At 64.1% G+C, this 24,405-nt stretch carries 18 protein-coding genes and 1 pseudogene; 5 read left to right on the plus strand and 14 right to left on the minus strand.

Annotation, left to right across the window (positions count from 1 at the left end):
- The first annotated feature begins 70 nt into the window (after positions 1-70).
- Positions 71-741 (plus strand): annotated as a pseudogene (locus tag LFT45_RS00615) (NAD(P)-dependent oxidoreductase).
- 384 nt (positions 742-1,125) lie between these two features.
- Here LFT45_RS00615 and LFT45_RS00620 read toward each other — a convergent pair.
- The 7 genes from LFT45_RS00620 to LFT45_RS00650 all read right to left on the minus strand — a co-directional run bounded on the left by LFT45_RS00620 (position 1,126) and on the right by LFT45_RS00650 (position 8,769).
- Positions 1,126-1,728, minus strand: coding sequence for a type 1 glutamine amidotransferase domain-containing protein (locus tag LFT45_RS00620; protein WP_236806038.1), 603 nt, complete (start codon positions 1,726-1,728; stop codon positions 1,126-1,128).
- Between the two features lie 362 nt (positions 1,729-2,090).
- Positions 2,091-3,188: a Gfo/Idh/MocA family protein gene (locus LFT45_RS00625; protein WP_236806039.1), complete on the minus strand. Its 1,098-nt coding sequence runs from the start codon at positions 3,186-3,188 to the stop codon at positions 2,091-2,093.
- Positions 3,189-3,262: 74 nt separating this feature from the next.
- Complete coding sequence (locus tag LFT45_RS00630) at positions 3,263-4,258, minus strand: sugar phosphate isomerase/epimerase family protein (RefSeq protein WP_236806040.1); 996 nt, start codon at positions 4,256-4,258, stop codon at positions 3,263-3,265.
- Between the two features lies 1 nt (position 4,259).
- Entirely contained in the window at positions 4,260-5,450 is a 1,191-nt protein-coding gene (locus LFT45_RS00635; RefSeq protein ID WP_236806041.1) for a Gfo/Idh/MocA family protein, read from the minus strand.
- Positions 5,451-5,532: 82 nt separating this feature from the next.
- A complete protein-coding gene (locus LFT45_RS00640; protein ID WP_236806042.1) occupies positions 5,533-6,393 on the minus strand; it encodes a carbohydrate ABC transporter permease in 861 nt (286 codons plus the stop codon).
- Complete coding sequence (locus LFT45_RS00645; RefSeq protein ID WP_236806043.1) at positions 6,393-7,373, minus strand: carbohydrate ABC transporter permease; 981 nt, start codon at positions 7,371-7,373, stop codon at positions 6,393-6,395. The genes LFT45_RS00640 and LFT45_RS00645 overlap by 1 nt, the downstream gene beginning before the upstream one ends.
- A gap of 34 nt (positions 7,374-7,407) precedes the next feature.
- Positions 7,408-8,769, minus strand: a complete 1,362-nt coding sequence (locus tag LFT45_RS00650) for an ABC transporter substrate-binding protein (RefSeq protein WP_236806044.1) — start codon at positions 8,767-8,769, stop codon at positions 7,408-7,410.
- A gap of 639 nt (positions 8,770-9,408) precedes the next feature.
- Between LFT45_RS00650 and LFT45_RS00655 the strand changes: the two genes are divergently transcribed.
- The 3 genes from LFT45_RS00655 to LFT45_RS00665 all read left to right on the plus strand — a co-directional run bounded on the left by LFT45_RS00655 (position 9,409) and on the right by LFT45_RS00665 (position 12,701).
- Positions 9,409-10,440 (plus strand): zinc-binding dehydrogenase, encoded by a 1,032-nt coding sequence (locus LFT45_RS00655; RefSeq protein ID WP_236806045.1) that lies wholly within the window; start codon positions 9,409-9,411, stop codon positions 10,438-10,440.
- 43 nt (positions 10,441-10,483) lie between these two features.
- Positions 10,484-11,341: a sugar phosphate isomerase/epimerase family protein gene (locus tag LFT45_RS00660; RefSeq protein ID WP_236806046.1), complete on the plus strand. Its 858-nt coding sequence runs from the start codon at positions 10,484-10,486 to the stop codon at positions 11,339-11,341.
- A 139-nt stretch (positions 11,342-11,480) separates the two neighbouring features.
- Positions 11,481-12,701, plus strand: coding sequence for an ROK family protein (locus LFT45_RS00665; protein WP_236806047.1), 1,221 nt, complete (start codon positions 11,481-11,483; stop codon positions 12,699-12,701).
- Positions 12,702-12,937: 236 nt separating this feature from the next.
- On the opposite strand, the gene LFT45_RS23405 is transcribed toward LFT45_RS00665, so the two are convergent.
- From LFT45_RS23405 to LFT45_RS00680, 4 genes are all read right to left on the minus strand, one after another.
- The gene (locus LFT45_RS23405; protein ID WP_442863582.1) at positions 12,938-13,549 is read right to left on the minus strand and encodes a Mov34/MPN/PAD-1 family protein; all 612 of its coding nucleotides are present in this window, start codon (positions 13,547-13,549) and stop codon (positions 12,938-12,940) included.
- Positions 13,550-14,294: 745 nt separating this feature from the next.
- On the minus strand, positions 14,295-14,618 hold the full coding sequence (locus tag LFT45_RS00670; protein ID WP_236806048.1) for a GIY-YIG nuclease family protein: 324 nt from the start codon (positions 14,616-14,618) through the stop codon (positions 14,295-14,297).
- Entirely contained in the window at positions 14,600-15,070 is a 471-nt protein-coding gene (locus tag LFT45_RS00675) for a DUF4041 domain-containing protein (protein WP_236806049.1), read from the minus strand. Before LFT45_RS00675 ends, LFT45_RS00670 begins: the two co-directional genes overlap by 19 nt.
- Positions 15,067-15,780, minus strand: a complete 714-nt coding sequence (locus tag LFT45_RS00680) for a DUF2510 domain-containing protein (RefSeq protein WP_236806050.1) — start codon at positions 15,778-15,780, stop codon at positions 15,067-15,069. The genes LFT45_RS00675 and LFT45_RS00680 overlap by 4 nt, the downstream gene beginning before the upstream one ends.
- Before the next feature lie 423 nt (positions 15,781-16,203).
- Between LFT45_RS00680 and metH the strand changes: the two genes are divergently transcribed.
- Positions 16,204-19,863: a methionine synthase gene (gene metH, locus LFT45_RS00685; RefSeq protein WP_236806051.1), complete on the plus strand. Its 3,660-nt coding sequence runs from the start codon at positions 16,204-16,206 to the stop codon at positions 19,861-19,863.
- Here the strand turns inward: metH and LFT45_RS00690 are convergent.
- The 3 genes from LFT45_RS00690 to LFT45_RS00700 all read right to left on the minus strand — a co-directional run bounded on the left by LFT45_RS00690 (position 19,853) and on the right by LFT45_RS00700 (position 24,331).
- Positions 19,853-22,768 carry an ATP-binding cassette domain-containing protein gene (locus LFT45_RS00690; protein WP_236806052.1) on the minus strand — a complete coding sequence of 972 codons (2,916 nt, stop codon included), beginning with the start codon at positions 22,766-22,768 and terminating at the stop codon, positions 19,853-19,855. The genes metH and LFT45_RS00690 overlap by 11 nt on opposite strands.
- Positions 22,765-23,322, minus strand: coding sequence for a hypothetical protein (locus tag LFT45_RS00695; protein ID WP_236806053.1), 558 nt, complete (start codon positions 23,320-23,322; stop codon positions 22,765-22,767). Before LFT45_RS00695 ends, LFT45_RS00690 begins: the two co-directional genes overlap by 4 nt.
- A gap of 88 nt (positions 23,323-23,410) precedes the next feature.
- On the minus strand, positions 23,411-24,331 hold the full coding sequence (locus LFT45_RS00700) for an AEC family transporter (RefSeq protein ID WP_236806054.1): 921 nt from the start codon (positions 24,329-24,331) through the stop codon (positions 23,411-23,413).
- Positions 24,332-24,405 lie beyond the last annotated feature (74 nt).

Below are 24,405 nucleotides of genomic sequence, written 5' to 3' on the forward strand. Positions count from 1 at the left end.
CACCTTCCACCATGACGGATCGATCGCCGAATACGTGGCCACTGTCCTCGTCGCACTCCGGCGCGACCTCATGCGCCAGGACGCAGCCTTGCGGAAAGGCAAGTGGCACTCGAGCGTCTATTGCCGAGGCCTGCGTCAGCCCAAAACGCTCCGGGGTGCGGTTGTGACATTCCTCGGCTTCGGTCACATCGGGGCCGCCTCATGGAAGCTCCTGCAGTCCTTCGGCGCCGAAGGCCTCGCCGTCACCCGGACGGGATCAGTCGACGCGAAAGCACACGGGCTCCGGTGGGCCGGATCCGACGAGGATTTGCTCAGGGCCCTGATTGAATCTGACGTTCTCGTGATCAGTACCCCTCTGCGCCGGAGACCGCTGGGATCATCGGGGCAGCCCAGCTGGACGCATTGGGACCCGAAGGCCTTTTGGTCAATGTGGCGCGCGGTCCCGTTGTGCAGGAGGAAGCGCTTTATTCCGCGTTGAAACATCACGGCATTGCCGGAGCGGCCATTGATGTCTGGTATCGGTATCCCGAACCCGGTGGCATCGGAAAATCAAGCACCCTGCCCTTCGAATCCTTGGACCATGTCATCATGACGCTGCACTCTTCGGCGGTCACCGAAGAGACCTTCAGAGGACGATCCAAGGAAATCATTGAGAATATCAACCGGCTCGCCGCCGGCCAGCCAGTGCGGAATGTCGTGATGACGGGCCCGCCCCGTTCCGCTGCGGAACCGGCATCATGAAATCTTGAAGATGCCGCGAACCAGGCGGGTCCGGACACCGGTGAAGGAGCTTCCTTCCCGCCGCGGTTCCCTGAGCACTACCGTTGGCGCTCACCGGATTAAATCGCCGCGTGGTTGCTGAAACTGAATAGAGGGATTACCTGCAGGCGTGATTGCATGGCCGGTGACCTGCAGCGCCCGCCTTGCCCCGTCCGTCGAAACCTCGTCGGCCGGTAACCCAATCCTTCTGGACCTGCAGCAGCTCGTCCTTTAGGACGAGCAAGCAGCTTTACCCTGGGGCAAGGCAGGACTGATGTCTTTGGGACGGACACGGGTGGGCGGTCCCGGACCTGTTGTGGTCCGGGACCGCCCAGGGTCGCCGTGCTGGCGGGATTCGTGCCTTGTTCAGCCGCCGGTTCTGACGTTGTCCAAACCGGCGTGTTCATGTGTGGCGTGTTCATGTGTGGCGTGTTCGGTTTCGGTCGGGCGGCCTTCGAGGTAAGCGATGATCGAGCGCGTGAAGTCGGGAAGATCGACCGGGGTCCTGGAGGTGATGACGTTCCCGTCCACCACAACAGATTCATCGACCCAGGTGCCGCCCGCGTTTTCGACGTCGTCCTTGATCGGCAGGTAGCCCGTGGCGTTCTTGCCCTTGAGCACGCCGGCGGAGACCAGGACCCATCCGCCGTGGCAGATGGCGGTGACGAGTTTGCCTGCCTCGTTCATGTCCCGGACGAGGCCGATCATTTCGGGGTGAAGGCGCATGTTGTCCGGGGCGAAGCCACCGGGGACGACAACGGCGTCGAAGTCGGAGGCGCTGACATCGGCCGCAGCCGCGTCGACCTCCATCGGGTAGTGCTCCTTGCTGTCATAACTGTTCTTCGTGCCGCTGCCGATGACGCGAACGTCCGCTCCGGCCTCCTGCAGGCGGAGCAGCGGGTACCAGCCCTCCAGGATCTGGTACTCATCCTCGATCAACAGGGCAATCTTGGTTCCATGCAAACTCATGGGTGACTCACTTTCTCGTTGTGCTCTTTGTGGTGGTAATCCCGGCGGGATGCCGGACGGCGTCTGGCGAATCTTCGGGGCTGCCGGCCCCACGGGCTTGCTGCTCCTGCCCTGAACCCACGCGGTCGTCAGGCGTGTGGAGCTTACGGTCATGGCTGTGGAATGCGGAATCGCACGCCTTCCCAGAAGAACGTCAAGAGGCGCTGGCTCGGTGTCAGGTTGGGATGTGCCACAACTCGCGTATGCGTCTTGCAAGGCGCGAGTTGCTGGTCGCACGAATGCAAACGGCAGGGATATTGCAGGCGGGCCGAACTCGGTTGCAAGACGAATCTCCGGGCCCAAACGCAGGGTCCCGGAGCTTGTCATTCTGCATTTCCCGTTTGCGATGTCAACGACGCCGTCGGGGCGGCCCTGCTATGGGTTCTTGTGGAGTTGGTGAGCGACTCGGTCTGGGTGCTGCTGTCACGGGGTTCCAGTCCGATGGCTTTGTAGCATTCGTCGATTAGCTCCATCGTCCGGACGGAGTCTGCGCTGTCTGTGGGCATGGGGATTCCGTGCCGGATGAGGGCGGCGAAAGCGTCCAGCTGGTAGGTGTAGGAGGATCTTGTGCCCAGGTGCTCGATCCGTTGGCCACGATTCGTTTTCACCTTAAGGCTGTCGTCGGTATGAGGGAGGATGAAATTTGCCACTGTGGCTTGTCCCTTGCTACCAATGACGCGGTAGGTCATTTCGGCTCGGGTTCCATTCATGTTGCATTGTGCCGTCGCGGTGACTCCCGAGGGATAGACCAAGTCGGCGTCAACCCATTCGTCGACTCCGGGCAGGCCAGAGCGTTCGGCTCCCCGGGCGTTGATGAGAGTGGGATTGCCCCCTGCCAGGGGGGCCATGGCGCGGATGGCGTGGAGGCTGTAGCAGCCCAGGTCCATCAGTGCTCCCCCCGCCAGCGGCAGTGACCACCTTGGGTCTTCCGGTGGTGGAGGTGGAATCATCACCATGGTTTCCACGCGTCGAAGCTCGCCGAGTTCCCCCGAGGCGACGAGTTCGTGCAGCCGCTTCGTGACAGGGTGGTAGAGATAGTGGAAGCCGTCCACGACCTTGACGCCCGCACGTTCGCCTGCGGGGCGCACATTCCTGGCTTCTGTCGCGTTTGCGGCGAACGGTTTCTCGGACAGGACGTGTTTTCCTGCCGCGATGGCCGCCAGGTTCCAAGGGGCGTGCAGCGAGTTGGCCAGGGGGTTGTAGACCGCTTCGATCTCCGGGTCATTAACAAGATCTTCGTAGGAGCCGAGCACCCGTTCCACGCCATGCTGGCCGGCGAAGGCCTGTGCCCGGTCCCGGTCGCGGGCTGCGACAGCGACCAGCCGTGCACCCGTCAGCCTTGCAGGTTCAACGATGGATGTTGGGCTGATGCGGGATGCTCCCAGGATGCCGATGCGCAGCGGTGCTTCTTCTTCGTCCATCTGTCTGGTCCTTTCCGGCTTCTGTCGATTTCTCCATACCGTCTTGATCACGGCGCCGCACGCCCAGCGCCTGGCTATTGCTTGAAGGCTGCGTCGAAGCTGGTTTGGGAGGAGGGGAAGTCGAACTTCTTCAGCGCCGCGAGGGCTTCGGGGGCGCCGTGGAGGCGGTCCATGCCGGCGTCTTCCCACTCAATGGAGATGGGGCCGGTGTAGCCGATCGCGGTGAGGGCCCGGAAGGAGGATTCCCAGGGGACGTCGCCGCGTCCTGCGGAGACGAAGTCCCAGCCGCGGCGCGGGTCGCCCCAGGGCAGGTGCGAGCCCATCACGGTGTTCCGGCCGGTGGGGCGGAGCTTGGTGTCCTTGCAGTCCACGTGGTAGATCCGGTCCTTGAAGTCCCAGATGAAGGAGACAGGGTCGATGCCCTGCCACATGAAGTGCGAGGGGTCCCAGTTCAGGCCGAACGCTTCGCGGTGCCCGATCGCTTCGAGGGTGCGGACGGTGGTCCAGTAGTCGTAGGCGATCTCGGAGGGGTGGACCTCGTGGGCGAAGCGGACGCCGCATTCGTCGAAGACGTCCAGGATGGGGTTCCAGCGGTCGGCGAAGTCCTGGTAGCCGGCGTCGATGACCTTTTCGGGGACGGGCGGGAACATGGCCACGTATTGCCAGATGGAGGAGCCGGTGAAGCCGACCACGGTGTCCACCCCGAGGGCCTTGGCGAGGCGGGCGGTGTGTTTCATTTCCTCGGCGGCGCGCTGCCGGACGCCTTCGGGGTCGCCGTCGGCCCAGACCTTGGACCCGACGATCGCTTCGTGGCGGAAGTCGATCGGGTCATCGCATACGGCCTGGCCCTTGAGGTGGTTGGAGATCGCCCAGACCTTCAAGTTGTACTTCTCCAGGATGGCGAGTTTGGATTCGACGTAGCCGGGTTCGTCCCACCGCCAGGCGTCCAGGTGGTCGCCGGAGACGGCGATTTCCAGGCCGTCGTAGCCCCAGCCGGACGCGAGCTTGGCGACTTCCTCGAAGGGCAGGTCGGCCCACTGGCCGGTGAACAGGGTGTACGGGCGGGGCACGTCAGGCTCCTTCGGTCGGTGTGGCGGCTGCGGCGTCGGTGGGCTGGACGAGTTGGATGGACGCGCTTTTCGCGGCAGCTGACTCTTCGACGGCGGCGAGGACGCGCTGGACGGCGAGGCCTTCCTCGAACGACGGCGACGGCGCGTCACCGGTGCTGATCGCGGTGAGGAAGTCGCGGATCTGGTGGGTGAACGTGTGTTCCCACCCGATGATGTGGCCCTGCGGCCACCAGGAATCCAGGTAGGGGTGGTCGGGTTCGGTGACCAGGATCCGGCGGAATCCCTGCTCGCGCACCGGGGCGGTGGCGTCCAGGAAACCGAGCTCGTTCAGGTTCTCCAGGTCGAAGAGGATGGTGCCCTTGTCCCCGTAGATCTCGAGTTTCAGGGAGTTCTTCTGCCCGGTGGCCACGCGGGAGACCTCCACCGAGGCGATGGCCCCGGAGGCAAGGGACAGCGTGGCCCAGGCGGCGTCGTCGACCGTTACCTCCTCCAGCCCGGACGGGCCGGGCCGGCGGGTTGTGAAGGTGTGCAGCCGGCCGGAGACCTCGGTGACGGAGTCTCCGAGGAGGAACATGACCTGGTCGATCGCGTGCGAGGCGATGTCCCCGAGAGCTCCGGAACCCGCTGTTTCCTTGTTCAGCCGCCAGGACATGGGTGATGCAGGATCGCTGAGCCAGTCCTGCAGGTAGGCCGCGCGGACCTGCCGGACGGAGCCGAGGCGGCCCGCTGCGATCAGTTCCCGGGCCAATGCCAGGGCGGGCACCCGGCGGTAGTTGAATCCGACCATGGACTGGACCCCACGTGCTCGGGACGCCCGTGCCGCCTCAGTCATGGCCTCGGCCTCGGCCAGGGTGTTGGCCAGCGGCTTCTCCACAAGCACGTGCTTCCCGGCTTCGAGGGCGGCGACGGCGATCTCGGCGTGCATCCAGCCCGGGGCGCAGATGTCCACGATATCGATGTCGTCCCGCTCCAGGACCGAACGCCAGTCCGTCGCGGACTCGGACCAGCCGTACTTGGCCGCGGCGGCGGCGACCTGCCCGGCGTCCCGGCCGACGAGCACTTTCTGCTCGAAGGCCAGGACATCGAAGAAGCTGGCGACGTTCCGCCACGCGTTCGAGTGGGCCTTGCCCATGAAGGCGTAGCCGATCATGGCGACGCCGAGGGTTTTGGGCGGGGTGCTTTGATGGGACATTTTTTCGTTCTTTCTCATGCGACTTCGCGCGGGCAGGGCGTGCAGAGCGCCAAAGGGGACCTGGCCTGAGGCTATGGACGGATTACTTGACCGCTCCGAACGTCAGTCCGGCGACCATCTGCCGCCGCAGAATGATCATTAGGACCAGGATGGGTGCAACGATGAGCGTCGCGGCCGCGGTGATGTCCCCCCAGTCGGTGCCGTACATGCCGGTGAATTGCTGAAGACCCACTGGAGCGGTTTTGGCTCCGCTTCGCGTCAGGGACAGGGCGAACAGGAATTCATTCCAGGACAGGACGATGGTCAGTACCGCTGCTGTTGCTACCGATGGCACCAGCAGGGGCCAGATGATCCGTCGAAGGATATTCCAGGTCGAGGCGCCGTCCACCATGGCTGCCTCCTGGATCTCGTAGGGCAGCTGCAAAATCGAGCTGCGGAGAATCCAGACAACGATGGGCAGATTGAAGGCGGCGTAAGGGACTATCAGCACCGGGTAGGTGTCCATCAGTCCAAGCTTGCCCGCGAAGACGAAGATCGGGATGACGGCAACGATGGGCGGAAACATGTAGGTGGAAAGGATCCAGGAGGACAGGCCCTTCCGTGCGCGGAAGTCCCTCATGGTCAGGGCGTATGCTGCCGGCACTCCGACCGCGATGGCCAGGACTGTGGCGCCCAAGCTGACGATGGCGCTGTTCAGGAGGAGCTGTCCGAAGGTTTCGGATTTACCGCCGCCCGCTGAGAGGACCGATGCATAGTTTTCAAGCGTCGGCTGGAACAGCCAGGCCGGCGGTATCTGGTTTGCCAGGCCGGCAGGCTTGATGGAGGTGACGAGCATGAACACCAGCGGGATGAGTCCGATGAGGAGCCATGCCCACAGGAAGGTGCGGCCGACAATGGTCCGGGCTATTGCGCCGCGGCCGATGGTTGTTGAAGGGGTTGACATTACATTTCCTCAGGATCGGACCGGCGGCCAATGACGCGCAGCATCAGGGGTACGAGCAGGGACAGGATGATCAGGAAGATCACACCGAGGGCACATGCGAGTCCCACGTTGAAGCTTTGCAGGCCGACACGGAATATGCCGAGATTGATGATTTCGGTGGAGCTGCCGGGGCCTCCGCCGGTGAGGATCTTGAACGAGTCGAAGGTCTTGAAGGCCTGGATGGTGCGAAGAACTGCGGCGATGGCGATGAACGGGATCATCGCAGGCAAGGTGATATGGCGGAACATTTGCCAGGGCGAGGCGCCGTCGACCAAGGCGGCTTCCCGCGGTTCACCAGGAAGTGACTGGAGCCCTGCCATCAGAATGAGGGCGATGAAGGGGGTCCACTGCCATATGTCCAGGATCAGCAGGACGATCCATGCCGAGGTGGGGTCCCCGAGCAGGTCGACGCCCTTGGGGAAGCCGAGCTGGCCCAAGTAGTAGCCGACCCAGCCGTAGTTGGGGTTCAGTAGCTGCTTGAAGACCATGGCTGCCACGGCAGGTGTGACTGCGAATGGCAGCAGCATGAGGGCCGCTCCAACCTTGTTGGCAGTGGTCTGGGCGGCGAGCGGGAGTGCCAGCGCGAACCCAAGGAGCATTTCCAGGATGACGGCCCCTGCCACAAAGGCCAAGGTGATGAGGAATGCGTGGCGGACGGAGGCGTTGGAGACTGCTTCGATGAAGTTGTTGAACCCGACGAACCGCCCCACCCCGCCGAGGATTTTGTCGTTCCGGAATGCTGAATAGAAGATGAATGCCGCAGGTGCGACCGTCATCAGCAGCAGGACGATCATTGACGGGGCCATGTAGGCCCAGGGGAGTGAGCGCTTCTTCCAGGCCAAAGGCTTCCTGCCGGGCGGAACGGTCGGTGTTTGACCGCCCGCGCGACGGGAATCCTCGACCTGCAGCCCGGCTTTGGGCAGGGCAGCGGTGGATCTCATGATTGATGCTCCTTGGACAGGGTTGGGTGCAGGATCAGTAGCCAGCGGATTTCAGGAGTGTTGAAACCTTGTCAGCTGCTCCCTGGAGGGCCTGCTGTGGGGAGGCGGATCCTGTTGCTGCGTTGTTTACGGCCACGGCTATTTCGTGGCTGACTTCGGTGTAGTTGGTGAGGCGGGCGCGGCCGACGCCTACCTCCAGGGACTGCCCCAGCGTTTCGTAGAAACCGGCGAGGGGGTTGTCTTTCTTGATCGAGGTGTACACGGAGCTGCGGCTTGGGTGCAGGGACTTTTCTGTCATGGCTGTCTGCTGCTCTGCCGCGGTCAGCCAGCTGATTGCCTGGTAGGCCCATTCCTTGTTCTTGGAATTCTTGTTGACACTCAGCATCCAGGTGCCGAAGTGGGGGCCTGCGGCATCGGCCTTGGGAACGGGGGCGTACCCGATGGAGCCCTTGACGTTGTCCGCGAGCTTCAGGTCGTGGTAATTGATGGTCATGGCGGTCAGTCCGTTGTCAAAGGATTCAGCTGTGGTTCCCCAGTCGGCGGACGTGCTGCCTGGCGGTACGTGCCCGCTTTGGGCGAGCTTGGCGTAGTAGCTGAGTGCTTTGGCTCCCTCGGGGGTGTTGAAGGCCAGGCTCAGATCCTCGTTGACGAGGTGTCCGTTCCCGCCGAATGAAGCCAGAAGTGTTTTGAAGTCATCGGTTGCCCAGTCCCCCACGCCGGCCATGACAGTGGTTCCGTACAGTTTCTTGTCCGGCTGGGTGAAGAACTCGGCTGCCTGCGCGTATTCGTCCCAGGTCTGGGGAACCTTCAGGTCTTTGCCGTATTTGGCCTTGAAGTTTGCCTTCTGCTGGGGATCGTTGAAGAGGTCGCTGCGGTATGCCATTACTGCCACGTTGGACTGGATCGGCAGCCCGTAAATATCGAAGCCTGCATTCTTGATGGCGTCCGGGGCGGGCTTCTCTGTCTCGTTCGGGTAGCGCTTGATCGGGGACTCGGCGTTGTAGACGGCCGTGTCGTAAAAGACTTTCGGGATGAAGTCCCCGACGTTTGCGTCGCCGATGGTGTTGAGGTCCTTGTTTTGAATGTAGGGGGTGAGCGGCTCGAGGTTCTGCACGAGAGCCGGCGCCCAGGGTGTGTCGACAACGACGATGTCGTAGTAGCTGCTGCTGGACGCGAATTCCGAGAAGACCTTCTGCTGAAGGGCGTCGTAGGGCTGGTTGTCGATCTTCAGATCAATCCCGAGCTTCTCCTTGAACTGCGGGACCAGCGACGCCACAGCGGCACTGTTGGCTTCATCCGTGGTGTAAAGCATTCTGAGTTCGGCCGGCTTCGCGGCGCTGGCGCTTGGATTGGGCGATTCAGCGGAGCACCCGGTTGCGACCAAAGCTGTCGCCACGGCGGCTCCAAGTCCAGCGATCAGGCGGGACTTTGCTACTCGACTCTGAGTTTTGAACATTTGCCTGTCTTTCGTTGATCGGCTACCGAATGACGATTTTCTCGTCAGGGTGCGGAACGGGTAACGCGCCCTTGGCTACCTTGCAGAGATGCGAAGGCGGTGGGGAGGCTCACAAAAAGACTAGGGACACTTTTGCCATACGTCAAGCAAAAGTTGCATGTGGACTTCGCAGTAGTTGCACGTACGCATATAAGCCCACGCCGTCTCCCACTCTCCACGGTGGCCCTTCTGCGGCACCAGCCCGGCCGCGGCCCACTTTTCGACCGACTGACTATTGTCAGTTATTGAACAGACTTTTGTATGTGTATTGACATAGCCTATGTGTCCGGTGTCATAATCAGGGCATGGAAGTAGAGCGGGGATGCGGAGTCGGCAGCTCGGCCTGACCTGCCGCCGGCCCTCCGGTGCCGCTTGTTCCGGTCTGGCTGTCCCAGCTCGCAGTTGAGCGCGGACAGCAAAGTCGAGAACGGACGACCGGGCTTCCCTTGAACGGACAGAGGTGCCGCACAGGCAGCACTGATGCCGTGAACGAACCAATTTTGTACGGCGTAACCAGGCAAGAGTAGAAAGAGGCTCGAAGTGCGTGCAGTAATTCTCCCCGGCGACAAGAAGGTCGTCGTCGCCGATCGTGAACGTCCGGAGCCGAAACCCCACGAGGTCCTGGTGCAAACCAAGGCTTCCGCTATCTGTCGCAGCGATATGAGCCTGTACTACGGCAACCCAATCGTCGGCGGTGAGGCCGCAGAAACGGGTGACGTGGTCCCGGGCCATGAAGCGGCAGGAGTCGTCGTGGCGGTAGGCGACGCCGTCACCGGCGTGGCAGTAGGCGACCGTGTCGCGGCTCATCTTGCCGTTGGTTGCGGCCACTGCGAGTACTGCGGCGCGGGCTACACAATGCTGTGTCCCGACTGGAAATGTTTCGGCTTCGACTTCCCCGGCGGCGACGCCGAGTTCTTCACCATTGCGGCCCGAAATGCGCTCCCGCTGCCCGACCATTTCAGCTTCAAGGCAGGTGCGGTGTTGACCGACATGATCGGCAGCCAGTACCACGTCCAGAAGAAAATGGGTGTGAGCGGCAACAAGACAGTCGCCGTCATCGGTCTGGGTCCGATGGGCTCGGCAGCCGTCCTCGTCGCCAAGGGCTTCGGGGCGCGGGTTATTGCAGTTGACATCCTGGATGAACGGCTCGAACAAGCCCGGGTCCTTGGCGCGGACGACATCGTAAACAGCAGGGACACTGATGCCGCGGAAGCAATCCGGGAACTGACACACGGACGAGGCGTCGAAGTCGCCATCGACTGTTCGGGCAACCCTGCCGGCCAGAACACAGCCCTCGATGCCGCAGCAAAGCTCGGCTGCGTCGCCTTCGTCGGAGAATCCCGGGCCACGGAAATCAACCCGAGCGACCAGATCCTCCGCAAGCTGCTGACCGTCGTCGGCGGCTGGTATTTCCCGCTGGGCGAGTGGCCCGAAATCCTGCGTTTCATCGCGGACAACAAGGTGGATGTCGAAGCCATCATTAGCCACGAATACTCCCTGGAAGACGCCGAACAGGCGTTTGCTGCCTTCGATCGGCGCGAGACCGAGAAAGCCGTCTTCACCTGGAGCTGAAAGCGCCAGCACAAAGCCTCACATCGAGAAAGGACTAACAGCAATGTTCCGCTACACCGCAGAAATTCTCCCCTATCACGACATGCCGCTCGAGGATGCAGTCAGGGACCTGGCTGAGGTCGGGTTTACCGAAGTCAACCTATGGTCATCCGCATCACCGCTGGCCCACCACGTAAACCCGGGAGATGATCCGGGCAAAATCCGTGAGGTCCTCGACAAGTACGGCATGAAGGCGTGCGGACTTACCGTGTACGGCAAGAACCAGGACGAAATCCTGGAGCGCGTCCAGTTCGCGGCGGACCTGGGCATCGACACGGTCGTCTTCGATTGTGAGGCCAACTATTCGGACTTCGTAGGATCGTTCCTGCCGCCTATCGTGGAAGCCGGTGCCAAGGCGGGGGTCCGCATCGCCGTGGAAAACCACCTCACGGTCCCTTTTTCCGCCGACTTTGAAGCCGGGGGCAACGAAGACAAACGCTGGGACGAAGGCGTGGACACCTTTGCCCAAATCAGGCGTCTTGTACGGGACATCGACGATCCCTATCTCGGGGTCTGCCTAGCCCCGCCCCACATGTGGGTCATGCAGGAAACGATCAGCGAAGTCATTGCTTTCCTGACCGAGCGTAAAAGGCTGTACTACTACTACATCTGGGACGTCGACCGGGCATACCGCCACGGCGTGGACGGCTTGAACTTCGGACCCGGCGAGAAACAACTTCCCTCGCCCCAGGGAACATTGGACCACCGTTTCCTCCTATCGGAACTCAAGCGAGCGGGGTACGAGGGTGCCGCCAGCCTGAAATGCCACGGAACTCACGGGTGGAGCATGGAGAAGATCGGACGGGAGATCCGCAGATCCGATGCTTACATCCGCGACGCGTACGAGGCGCTGAAAAAGTAACAGGTACTTGAGGGTTGCGATGAGCAGTGAGCCGTTTTGATCTAATGGAGGACGTACACATGCGACATCCGGATGATTGCAGAACCAACCATGCAAGCCCGCTCGATGAGGCGGCGCTCTTTATCAGTAAGGGTATTTGATGACCGTGGTCCAGACGTTGCCTGCTGCAGACAGCCAGTCCAGGACGAAGAAAGCGGCACCGGGTTTCGGCGCCAGCGAGCTCTTTCAGATACTGAGGGACGGTCGCCCGCGCACACGCTCCGAGCTCGCGGCAGCAACCGGGTTTGCACGGTCCACCATCACGGCCCGCGTTGAGGAGTTACTGCACACTGGTTTCATTGCCCCTGTTGGTGATGCCGCTTCCACCGGGGGCAGACCACCCGCTCGTGTGGCGTTCAATCCGTCGGCGCGGGTGGTTGCTGCCGGTGATATCGGTGCCACGCACGCGACCGTGGCAATCATGGATCTCGCCGGGACCACCCTGGCGAAAGCAAGAGAACAAATACAGATTGCGGACGGTCCGGAATCTGTACTTGACTGGCTGACCGAAGCCGTCAGCAGCCTTCTGTCAAAGCTTCAGCGCGCCCCCGAAGACCTGATCGCAGTGGGAATTGGCTTGCCAGGGCCAGTCGAACACTCGACGGGGAAACCATCCCAGCCGCCCATCATGCCCGGCTGGGACGGCTTCGACGTGCCCCACTACGTTCAGCGCACCTTTGACGTCGCCGTTCTCGTGGACAACGACGTCAACATCATGGCGCTGGGCGAACGGGCGGCATGCTGGCCACAAACGGACAACATGCTATTCCTGAAAGTAGCCACAGGCATCGGATCAGGAATTATCAGCAGCGGGCAGTTGCAGCGCGGAGAAAAAGGCACCGCCGGCGACGTGGGGCACATCGCCGTCAACAGGGCCGCCGGGATTGCATGCCGCTGCGGCAACATCGGGTGCCTCGAGGCCATCGCCGGCCGCCCCGCCGTGGCCCGTGCCCTACGCGCTGCCGGCGTCGATGTTCCCAACGACTCGGACGTCATGGCACTGGTCCGCCAAGGCAACATACTCGCCAGCCAGATCATGCGCCAGGCCGGGAGGGACATCGGCGAAGTCCTCAACATGTGCGTGAGCCTACTAAACCCCGCCGTCATAGTGATCGGAGGTTCCATGGCTGAAGCCGGAGAACAACTCATTGCAGGGATCAGGGAAGTTGTTTATGCCCGCTCAACACCCTTGGCCACCCAGGACCTATCCATCGTGCAAGCCCGAACCGGAGCCGATGCTGGCATCACCGGCGCAGCCATCATGGCAGTGGACCACGTCCTAGCCCCGGAGAACCTCCAGATGCTCGCCGCCAGTCAATGACACACCTGCACCCTGACGGACCTAGCAAGGCTCCAGGAGGTCCTCGCCAGGCTGAACGCCATTGCTCGTCGTGGACATCTAACGGCCGTCGGGCTCCGGGACTTGCCGGAGGCACCCGCCAAGAAATGACAGACGCGTCTCGCAAGGACCGAGGATCACCAGTCCGACAAAAGTCATTCGCCGCCTTCATAGGCGGCGCGAGTGGCCCTGACATATGGACCCCAATTCACCCTTAGTCACGTCATTCTCCCTGGTACATCCCAAGGATCTGGAGCCCAGTATGTATCCGTCACCGTGAACTCGAACTCCGACCTCCCGAAGCCATAGGGTTGGCCAATAATCACCATGATGGGTTCAGGGCATCGTGCGGGGGAGTGCCGGGCAATTGCTTGCAGCGTCTCCAGGTCGCGTGCGCCGGGAGTTGGGAACGCACCGGGGTGGGTGTGCCAGTCGCCCAAATACGCTAAACGCCGGCCCGAGTCAGCGTAGAGCCGGGCTATCTGGTGCGACTGCCAGTCCGCATCCGGATTGAAGGACGCTTTATTGTGGGAGGCTCCGGGGCCCGGGCCAACTTCGTTGGTGACGCAGGTGTGTCCAGGGGAAACGCCAACCGGGCAGAATGCCGCCCGTCTCCAATGGGGCGCCTGCTGCAGCTTCTTCCCTGAGTGTTGCGGCCGGGCAGCATGGAGGGAAACTTCGTTGAGGTTGTATGCCGGACCGGCAAAAGTGGGCTCGGCGCAGCCTATGGGCTGGTTCAGGGGCCCAGCGCTGGCTGGCGGTTGAAGTTGTGGGTTACCCGATCGTGCCCACTCGAAACAAGAGAAGCACCATGAAGCGGATGCGGGCACGTGAACGGCCGCTCCGCCCAGCGCAACGTCAGGGCCCAAACGTCAATATAGGGATTAACTTGAGTGGCGAGAGCCGCTGCGGCACCCCGATCCGCTTACTACCTGCCGTTATTCGGAATGCCGTCAACATCGAATGCGGCAACTATCCGCCTCAAGATACCCATGGCGAATCTTCTGACGCCTGGGGCTATGCGAACCCTGATGGATGCCCAGGCTGCGAGGTGGGCCGGATGACCGACGATGTGACTTTGACTGACCAGGCGCTGCTTCCCCTCGACGTCACCCAGTGGCTTCGGATACACGCATGGACCCGGACAGCCGTACTTGGCAACATCGCCCAACGTCGGCAGACAGACACCTCCGGCGTTTTGGTTCCGATGGCAGTTGGGCCGCCGGATTTCACGTTGCGGTCTGAGATGCTGAATGGTTTGGCCAGCAGTTTCAACACTGACCCTGCCGGCGTACTGCTCGCGGTCGCCAAGTCTGGGTCGGACAATGCGGAGTTCCGGGCTTCGGGGCACATTGATGACTCGATCCCCCTGGGTGATGCGTCGACACTCATCGACTCCGTACGTCGATCAATACAGGCCTCCGCTAATTCGGCGCTCCAGCCCCGAAGTTATTACGGCCACAGCTTGCCGGATGCACCCGTGGATATGTGGTGGGCCGGTATCCTCATCCCATTGGCTAGAAAAACTGGTGTTGCGCATTTCCCCCTGCCACCGCCACTTTTGGCCTCAGGGCCTCATTCGGGCAAAGCTTCGGCCACGGGTGAGCTGAGGCGAAATTCCTCGGCTGCCGGCAATTCAGTGAATTCGACGAGTTCGACATGGTGTTCCTTGAGTACTTCCAGGACTTCGTGCGGGGTGACGCGGAAGAATTCGCGGCGAAGGTTGACCTTGGTGACGCGCTGCTCAGCGAACGTCCCGTGCAGCATGGCTTCGGTGGCGACGGCGTCATCGGAGTAGAAGAGAGCGTGTACGTCAAAGCGGAATGGCACGGAGGCGTCGCCGAGCTCGTTGACGCGGTCCATGGGTTCCAGACGCCGGGTCATGCCGATCTTGACCATGTGCTCTCCGAAGGCACCGATGTTGGAGATAACGTACACGTAGCCGGCACGGATGTTCGCCGCGCGCCGTTCGACGTCCGCAGAGCGAGTTCGTCTTCAGCAATTTTCGCCCGCATGCGTTCGGCGCCTTCGAGGTCGCCGTTGGCGATGAGCGCGTCAAGAGTGGCCTGGTGCATGGCGCGTTCCTTGGCGAGCTTCTGTCGGGCAGCGGCCAGCTCGGCTTCGGCCTTCTTCTGCTCGCGCAGGTCTTCGCGGCGGGCTCGCTCCATTTCTTTCTCGGCTGCCACGGCCTGGAGGTGTTCGGCGGCGAGAACCATTTCCTGGATGCGCAGGTGATGGTACTGCTCATCGATGCGTAGATTGATCATGGTGCCTTGGCGTTCGATCTGCGCTTTCGCCTTGGTGAGGCGGGAGGTCGCGGTGGCCAAATTGCCCGCTTTGACGGTTTTCACACAGTTTCGGCTTCGGCGTTGTAGGCGCGCAGCATAAGGGTGGACATCTGGTTCACAGACTTCTCGCCCTGCTTTGCGGAGTTGTTGAACGTGAAGTTGGAGGTGGCATGGATGGCCTGCTTAGCGCGGGCCATTTCCTTGTACTGTGCACGTAGCGCATCCAGCCTCGCGGCCAAGTGTGCTGAGTGCTCGGCGGGATGTTCGAAGTCGAAGACACCGACCTCCTGCAACGCCGCGGAAGCGCGGGAACTTACCAGCTGGCCTTCTGCTTGGGCGAGTTCGGCGCGCAGGGAATGGAGCTGTCCCTGCAGGCGCTGGCTTTCGGACGCCCATTCCTGGCGCTCGTTCTCTGCGATGTGGCGCAGCTTGTCCCGGCTGGCCTCTATCTGGTCGAACTCGAGCAGTCCGCGTTCGTCGAGGATCCTCTGCGGCCGCTCCGCGTCGGCCAGGGCCGTCTCGGCGGTCTTCTTCGCACCAAAAAACCCGACCTTGCGGACTGCTCCGCTGCGGCCCCTCTCCACATTCTGGGTCTGCTGCAAGTGCTGCTGCGGCTGAGCTGACACCTGGGGAGCGTGCGGCGGCTGGGCCGGCTGCAGCGGCACAGGCTGAGGCTGGATCGGCTGGATGTGAGCCGTCCATTGAATGCCGTCCCAGTAGCGGACAAGAGCAGGGTCTTGTGGGTCGTTGTACCAGCCAGCGGGAACGCTCACGAAGGGACCTATCGTCGTCGAAACAGCATCTGCGGGTTCATCGCGCAGCCGTGCGGATCAACGTGCGTAGTTCCCCCGAGATGATCTTGCCCCATGCCCGGTGGAAAGCTGAAGACGCCGCAAACTGTTTCTTGCTCACCGGCTCCAGCCGCTTGTACCCCTCTCTTGCAGCGCGTAAAGAAAGAGGCGGCCAATGCGGCCGACCATCGGCGATGTCCTCCGCCCACAAGCCCCGATTGTCTTCCTGCAACGTGCACACCGTGTCCACGCACCGCTGATCATGCAGGACCACCATGTCCGCTCGCGACGACCATACGGTCACGGGCGAGTGCTGCTCCGAAGGGGATGCCGGGCGCCAACCCAGCAGCCGTAGCACATGGAAATACGGCGCTCTGTTACGGGCCCCGGCCGTAGTCTGTTTACATGCCTCGTTTTGCGCTTGATATCGACTCCGTCCCCCGCCCCGTCCGTTCGCAGGAGCTTCTCGATGCGGTGAACCAGCGGGTCGTCATTGCCGACGGCGCGATGGGCACCATGCTGCAGGACCGGGAACTGTCGCTCGAGACAGATTTCCAGGGGCTGGAGGGCTGTAACGAGATCCTCAATGACACGCGCCCGGATGTCATCGGGGACATCCACGACGCGTACTTCGCGGTGGGAATCGACGCCGTCGAGACCAACACCTTCGGCGCAAACTGGTCCAACCTCTCCGACTACGGTATCGACGACCGCATCGAAGAGCTCGCCCGGAAGGGTGCAAAGATCGCCCGCGAGCGAGCCGAAGCGGCAGAAAAAACGGACGGACGCATGCGGTGGGTCCTGGGCTCGATGGGTCCGGGCACGAAGCTCCCCAGCCTTGGGCACACCAGCTATGACTACCTCAAGCAGACGTTCGCGCTGCAGGCCGAAGGCCTCATCGACGGCGGAGCGGACGCCTTCCTCATCGAGACGAGCCAGGACCTCCTGCAGACCAAGGCTGCGGTCAACGGCTGCAAGCAGGCCATCGTGGCCCGCGGCATCCGCCTCCCGATTTTCGTCGAGGTGACCGTCGAGACCACCGGAACCATGCTGATGGGGTCCGAAATCGGCGCGGCGCTCACCGCGCTCGAACCGCTCGGCGTCGACGCCATCGGCCTGAACTGCGCCACCGGACCCGACGAGATGAGCGAGCACCTGCGCCACCTGTCCAAGCAGTCCTCCGTGGCCATCGCCTGCATGCCCAACGCAGGCCTGCCCGTGCTTACCGCGGACGGCGCGCACTACCCACTGTCGCCTTCCGAACTCGCCACCTCGCACGAGCAGTTCGTACGGGAGTTCGGTCTGGGACTGGTGGGCGGATGTTGCGGTACGACGCCGGAACACATGGCCGCCGTCGTCGAACGTCTTGCGCCCTTCCGCAGCAATGAGAACGACGGCGGGACCAGCCCCGCCACCGGGAGCAAAACAGCCGGCCGCGTTCCCACCGAACGGGAGGCCGGCATCGCCTCCCTCTACCAGCACGTGAATTTCGACCAGGAGTCCTCCTACCTCGCCATCGGTGAGCGCACCAACGCCAACGGTTCGAAGGCGTTCCGCCAGGCGATGCTCGAGGAGCGCTGGGATGACTGCGTTGACATTGCCCGCGAGCAGATCCGCGTTGGCGCGCACCTGCTTGACGTGTGCATCGACTACGTGGGGCGCGACGGCGTGGCCGACATCAAGGAGGTCGTCTCACGTTTCGCTTCGGCCTCCACGCTCCCACTGGTGATCGACTCCACCGAACCGCCCGTGCTGCAGGCCGGGCTCGAACACATCGGCGGGCGCCCGGTCATCAACTCCGTCAACTATGAGGACGGCGACGGCCCGGACAGCCGCTTCGCACGCATCATGCCGCTCGTGAAGGAACACGGCACCGCCGTAATCGCCCTGACCATCGACGAGCACGGCCAGGCACGCACCACCGAGGGCAAGGTGGCGATCGCCTCGCGCCTCATCGACGCCCTGGTGGGTGAGTGGGGGATGCGCGTCGAAGACATCATCGTCGACGCCCTGACCTTCCCCATCGCCACCGGCCAGGAAGAGACCCGCCGGGACGGCATCGAAACCATCGAGGCCATCCGCCAGATCACCACGAAGTACCCCGGCATCCACACCACCCTCGGCGTCTCGAATGTGTCCTTCGGCCTGAACCCGGCAGCGCGAATCGTCCTGAACTCGGTGTTCCTGCACGAAGCCGTGGAGGCGGGCCTGTCCAGCGGCATCATCGACGCCGCCAAGATCGTGCCGCTGGCCTCCCTGCCGGAGGAACAGCGCAAGGTGGCACTGGACCTCGTCTGGGACCGCCGCGAATACGACGCCGACGGCAATGTCACGTACGACCCCCTGGCCAGCATGCTGGACATGTTCGCCGGCGTCGACACTGCGGCGCTGCGCGACCAGCGCGCAGCGGAACTTGCCGCGCTGCCCACCGGCGAACGCCTCCAGCGGCGCATTATCGACGGCGAGGGCAAGGGCCTCGAAGAGGACCTAGACCTTGCCCGCAGCGAAGGCATGAGCCCGCTCGGCATCATCAACGACCAGCTGCTCGAGGGCATGAAAGTGGTGGGCGAACGCTTCGGGGCCGGCGAGATGCAGCTGCCGTTCGTGTTGCAGTCCGCCGAAGTGATGAAAAATGCGGTGGCGCTGCTCGAGCCGCACATGGAGAAATCGGATGCCTCCGGCAAGGGCACCATGGTGATCGCCACCGTGCGCGGTGACGTGCACGACATCGGCAAGAACCTGGTGGACATCATCCTCACCAACAACGGCTACAAGGTGATCAACCTTGGCATCAAGCAGCCAATAGCCGACATCATCGCTGCGGCCGAGGAGCACAATGCCGACGTCATCGGCATGTCCGGGCTGCTGGTGAAGTCCACGGTGGTGATGAAAGAGAACCTGGCCGAGCTGCAGTCCCGTGGCCTTGGGAAGAAGTGGCCGGTGATCCTCGGTGGAGCTGCCCTGACCCGTGCCTACGTCGAGCAGGACCTGGCGGGGCAGTTCGACGGCGAGGTGCGCTACGCAAAGGATGCCTTCGAAGGCCTTTCGCTGATGGAGCCGCTGGTGCGCGTTGCCCGGGGCGAGGCCCCGGACGCCGTCGGCCTCCCCGCTCTGAAAAAGCGGATCCATAAAGGAGGCCCGAAGTTCAAGGTGACCGAGCCGGAGGCAATGCCCGGCCGTTCCGACGTCGCCTCCGACAACACCGTGCCTTCGCCGCCGTTCTGGGGCACCCGCATCGTGCGGGGTGTGGCCCTCCACGACTTCGCGGCGTTCCTCGATGAGCGCGCCACCTTCATGGGACAGTGGGGGCTCAAGCCCGGCCGCGGCGAGGACGGCGCCTCCTACGAGGAGCTGGTGGAACGCGAGGGCCGGCCGCGCCTGCGGTACTGGATGGACCGCATCCTCGGCGAGGGAATGCTAGACGCGTCGGTCGCCTACGGCTATTTCCCGGTGTTTTCCGAGGGCGAGCAGGTGGTGGTGCTGCACCACGGCACGGATCCCGACGGCGTACTCGGCACCCCGGGACTCCTCGCCCCAGACGGCGGGTCAGGCGGTCCGATCGGCACCGAGCGGCTGCGGTTCGACTTCCCGCGCCAGCGCCGCGACCGGCACCTGTGCCTCGCCGACTTCGTGCGCTCGCGCGAATCGGGGCGGATCGACGTGCTGCCGGTGCAGCTGGTCACCGCCGGCGGCAATGTCGATGAGGTGACCGCGAAGCTCTTCGCCGGCGATCACTACCGCGATTACTACGAGCTCAACGGTCTGGTCATGCAGCTCACCGAGGCGCTGGCGGAGTTCTGGCATGCGCGCATCCGCTCCGAGCTGGGCTTCGCGGCCGAGGAGCCGAAGGACAAGGCCGGCCTGTTCAAGCTCGACTACCGCGGCGCGCGCTTCTCGCTCGGATACCCCGCGTGCCCTGACATGGAGGACCGCCGCAAGGTGGTGGAACTGCTGCACCCCGAGCGGATGGGCGTGGTCCTGAGCGACGAGCTGATGCTGCACCCCGAGCAGTCCACCGACGCGTTCGTGTTCCACCACCCGGAGGCGAAGTACTTCAAGGTGTGAGCTGGCGCCGGTCCTTGTCCTGCACAGATTGAGCCCGGGCGGGTAGCCCGCCCGGGCCAGCACCCGCGCTGGAGACCGGCTTCACCCGCCGGAACGCGGCGAGAATTGCCCGCCCCACCACCGCGATACCGATGATCGTGGTGACGGCACGCAGGGTGTCCCATCCCGCCGTCGAGGTCAAAAGCGAATAGAGCAGGAAGCTGCTGAGGTTGGTGGCCAGCGGCGCGCCGGGCACGTAGGAGATGCCCGTGCCGGCGCCGACGGCGAAGGGCCAGAACCACAGATTGGTCAGGAGGCCGAACACGTAGGACGCCAGAACGCCATAGCCGCAAAGCATCCACAGTTCAGCCCGTCCCCGAACCCGGCGGGGGAGCAGACCTGCCCCGGCGCCCACCCACGCACAGGCGAAAATCTGGAATGGCGACCATGGGCCGATGCCGCTCCACAAGGCGCTTGAGACGGCGATGGTGGCGGCACCGAGGAGCATGCCGAAACGCGCGCCGAAGGCCCGGCCGGCCAGGATCAGCAGGATAAAGACTGCCTCCACACCCCCGACGCCGGTGCTGGCCACCCGCACCGCCGACCCGACGGCTGCCAGGACGCCGAGCAATGCCACCGTGTGTGCGGAGCGGACCGAGCCGTCGAGGGACAGCACGATGGCAACGACGGCAACGGGGGCAATGGCCAGCGCCGCGTAGGGGACGGCCGCGGCGGCATCCTCCGGGAGTGCCGCAGCGAGCAATGGCCAGCAGAACGCTGCGAGGGCCAGGAGGTTTGCCGCGGCGAGAACAGTGAGCTCGACGCCCCGCGGCATCCGGATGCCACGGGCTTTTTTGCCAGCTGGAGTTTCTGGCAGCGGCTCCACGAATCGCGGTGCTGCGATGCGTTCTGCTGTTTGAATTCGTTGCGCTGCGGCGCGTTGCGCTGTCTCGTCACTGGCCGGGCCGGATTCTGCCGCGGTTGCGGGGGCGAAGCCGTCACGCATCGGGAGGATCCGGGCGCCGAGGCCGTGTGCAAAATCGAGGTCGTGGGTGGCGATCAGGACCGCCGCGCCCTCGTCCGCTGCGGCCCGCAGCGCCGCCGAGACTGCTGTGCGCGCAGCCGCATCGAGTCCGCGGGTGGGCTCATCGATCAGGAGTACCTGGGGACTGTCCATGCTCTGCAGTGCGATGGCAAGGATCCTGCGTTCGCCTGCGGAGAGGTCCCGCGGATGCTCGTGGCCGATGGGCATCGTGGCGTCTCCGCGCAACCGGGCAAGGTGCGAATCCGCAGACCTTGGGGGAAGGCGGTCACTGCCAGAGCGTCGCCAGGCGCGCGTCAGGCGACGCTCTGCCGCGCGGAGCTCTGCTGCGACGGTGTCCCTTGTGAAGAGGTCGTCCGAAGCGTCCGGCACCAGGGCGACCCGGCCGCCGTCGCCCGTGCCGCCGTCGCCCGTGCCGCCGTCGACCGTTCCTTCAGTCAGTGTGCCTTCACCGAGGGCGAGTGCCACAAGGAGGGACGACTTCCCGGCACCGTTGGGCCCCACCAGGGCGACCACTTCACCGCGGTGCAGGGTCAGGGACGCGCTGCGCACGAGCGGCCTGCCCTCGCGGTGCACGGCGAGGTCGCTCGCTGCCAGCACAGGCGCGGGTTCCGCCCGCTTTTCCGGCGGCTGTGGCGGCGTTGGACGGCCGGCGGCCGGGGGCAAAGGTGCGGGAGCAACGCCCGGCACCAGGGCGCCGTCGTCGATGTTCCACCATGAGTCGGCAACGGGTACGAGCGGGTCCGCCCGGTGCTCCGCGACGATAACGCAGACACCCTCGTCGTGTGCAAGGGTGTTGAGCACCGCGATGACGCGTGCGCGTGCTGCGGTGTCGAGGTCGGCCAGGGGCTCGTCAACCAGGAGGAGGGCCGGATGCTCCACCACCGCGGCGGCGATGGCTACGAGCGCTGCCTCCCCAGCCGAGAGGGTGCTGACATTCCGGTCCAGCAGCGCCGACACCCCGATGCGCTCCGCGACCTCCAGCACCGGGACCTTGGCGGTGCTGGATGCCACGCCGCGCAGCTCAAGTGCGAGGGCGATTTCGTCCCGGACCCGGGTGGTGGCGAATGCGGCGCGCGGATTCTGCAGTACGGCGCCGATGAGGCGCGCGGTATCGCGCGGCGGTGCGGTGGCACGGTCCGTTCCGGCGACGCATACCGTCCCGGAAATTTCCCCACCGTCAACGTGGGAGAGGAGGCCCGCGATGCCCCGCAGGATGGTGGACTTGCCGGAGCCCGTCGGCCCGGTAATCACCGTGATCGAACCGCTCGACGGCGCAAAATCGGCGACGTGCACCTGCGCGTCACCGATACGGAATTGTGCACCCCGGACGAGAACCGGCGCTTCGATGCCACTGAGGGGGTGGTGTGCTGCCCGGCTCCCGAAGCCGCGCAGCTCCAGGGCCGCGGCAACCCGGCTTGCATGCTCGAGGGTGCGCTCGAGTACGGGAACCAGGGCGCGGGGCCCGAAGCGTTCGCCCCGCAACCGAAATGCCAGGCGCACGGACTTCACGGCGTCGGAGAGCGCCGGGAGCGCCGCCCAGGCCACCACAAGCATCCGGGCTAGGCCCTGCATGGGGCCGCCTCGGGCCAGGTGCACGAAGCCGCGGGCCACGTCCACCCAGGCGTTGAGCACGCCGAAACCCAGGATCATCCCGGCAATCGGCAGGGCGGACAGGACCGCCTCCCACAGGCCAGGTGCTGTGACCGGACCGAGGAGGACCACATGGGCGTACGGGGCAGGCAGCGGCACCGGGGGTATGTTGAGCAGAACCGGGCCATCGGTGCCCGCCCCGTTGAAAAGGATGCGGTAGATGACCCGCGCCGCGATGAAGACGGCAGCGAGAGCCGCCGCTGCGCGTAACGGCGCGGGTCGAAAGGTCACGCCGCGGGTGCGGCCGGTGCGCCGTCGACCGTGTAGAGCAGTTCCAGGCTCTGTCCCGGGCTCACCTTCAGGGTGGCCAGGCCTTCCTGCGCATATGCCCAGGCGCCGGAGGCAGGCTTAACCCAGAGCGACCAGTAGGCAAAGGCGGCCGGCACCTTCTTGCATTCTTCCCGGTACGTGCCGCCCTTGTGGGTGATGTCGAAGTCTGCGGCGGGCACACCGTTTACACGGCACACCAGTTCCTTGGGATATTGGTCAGTGCCCTCAGTCTTCACCTTGGCCTCGTCGAGGACCTTGGACGCGAGAGTCGGCGCGTCCACAGGCACGCAAACGGACGTATCGGCGGCGGCCTGCTTCAGGGCGCCCGAATCGACGATGACCTTCACACCGGCGCAGGGCCCGGCGGCGGCGCTGGATGAAGCCGCTGCCGTGGAAGCCGGTGCAGAGGTGGAGGGCTGGGTGGCGGCCGGCGTGGAGCAGGCGGCGAGCGTAAAGAGGAGACCTGCGGCGGCGAGGGAGCTCGCGGCGGCGGTGCGGATCTTAGTCAAAGTCACCAGTCAAGGGTAGGGCGTTGCCTGTCCGGATCAGGATGCCGTCGTGTTGTGTGACGTTGGATGCGGGCAAATAAGAATCCGCCAGGAGCTACCCGGCGGCCCACGCAACAACCAGCAGCGCCCCCACACACAGGATGGTGGTGCAGAGAATCACGTCGCGGGCCACGGTCATGCCCCGCCCGTAGGGGGAGGCGAAGAGGAACACGTTCTGCGCGGTGGGCAGCGTCCCCATGATCACGCTGGCGAGCAAGTGCTGCCCCTCCAGGCCAAAGACAAAACGCCCCAGCAGCCACACGATCAAAGGCATGCCGGCGATCTTCAGGAACGTGGCCACGAGGGTCTCGGTCCGGCCGTCATCCTTCTGCAGCGGCGCCCTCCCGGCAAGAGACAGGCCAAAGGCGAGAAGAACCATGGGAACGGCCCCGCCGGCCAGCATGTCGATGGGTTTCTGCAGCAGGTCGGGTTCCTGCCAGCCTGTCAGTGCCACCACGACGCCGAGCGCCGAGGCGATGATCATGGGGTTGGACAGCGGCTGGAGAAGCACCTTCTTCCACGAAATCCGTGCCCCGCCGAAGATTCCCAGCAGCATGAGGTAGAACGGTGCCAGAACCAGGAGCTGCACCAGCAGCACCGGCGCCACGTGCTGGGCGGTGCCGACGGCGTACAGCGAGACCGGAATGCCGATGTTGTTGGCGTTCGCGTAGCTGCTGGCCATCGCGCCGACGGCGGTTTCCGCGGCCGGGCGCCGGAAGAACAGGAAGCTGAGCAGCCAGTAAAGAAGCCCCACTGCCGCTGCCGAAAGCAGCGCCAGCGGGGCGTCGGTGCCGAGGGCCGCCCGGATGTCCGAGCCGGCAACCACGGTGTAAAGCAGGGCGGGGTTGGTGATGTAGAAGGCGGTGCGGGTCAGTGCGCCCTGGACTTCCGGCCCCAGAATGCGGAACCTGGCAGCGAGGTAACCGATGGCGATGACTGCCGAAACGATGAGTATTCCGGAGACAACGCCGCCCACTCTTGACCCTTCTGTTTATGTGCACTCCGCACGGCCGCCCCCTGTTGCGTGGGGGCGGCCGTGCGGAAGTCTAG

The sequence above is a fragment of the Arthrobacter sp. FW305-BF8 genome (genome assembly GCF_021789315.1).
GTDB lineage: Bacteria > Actinomycetota > Actinomycetes > Actinomycetales > Micrococcaceae > Arthrobacter.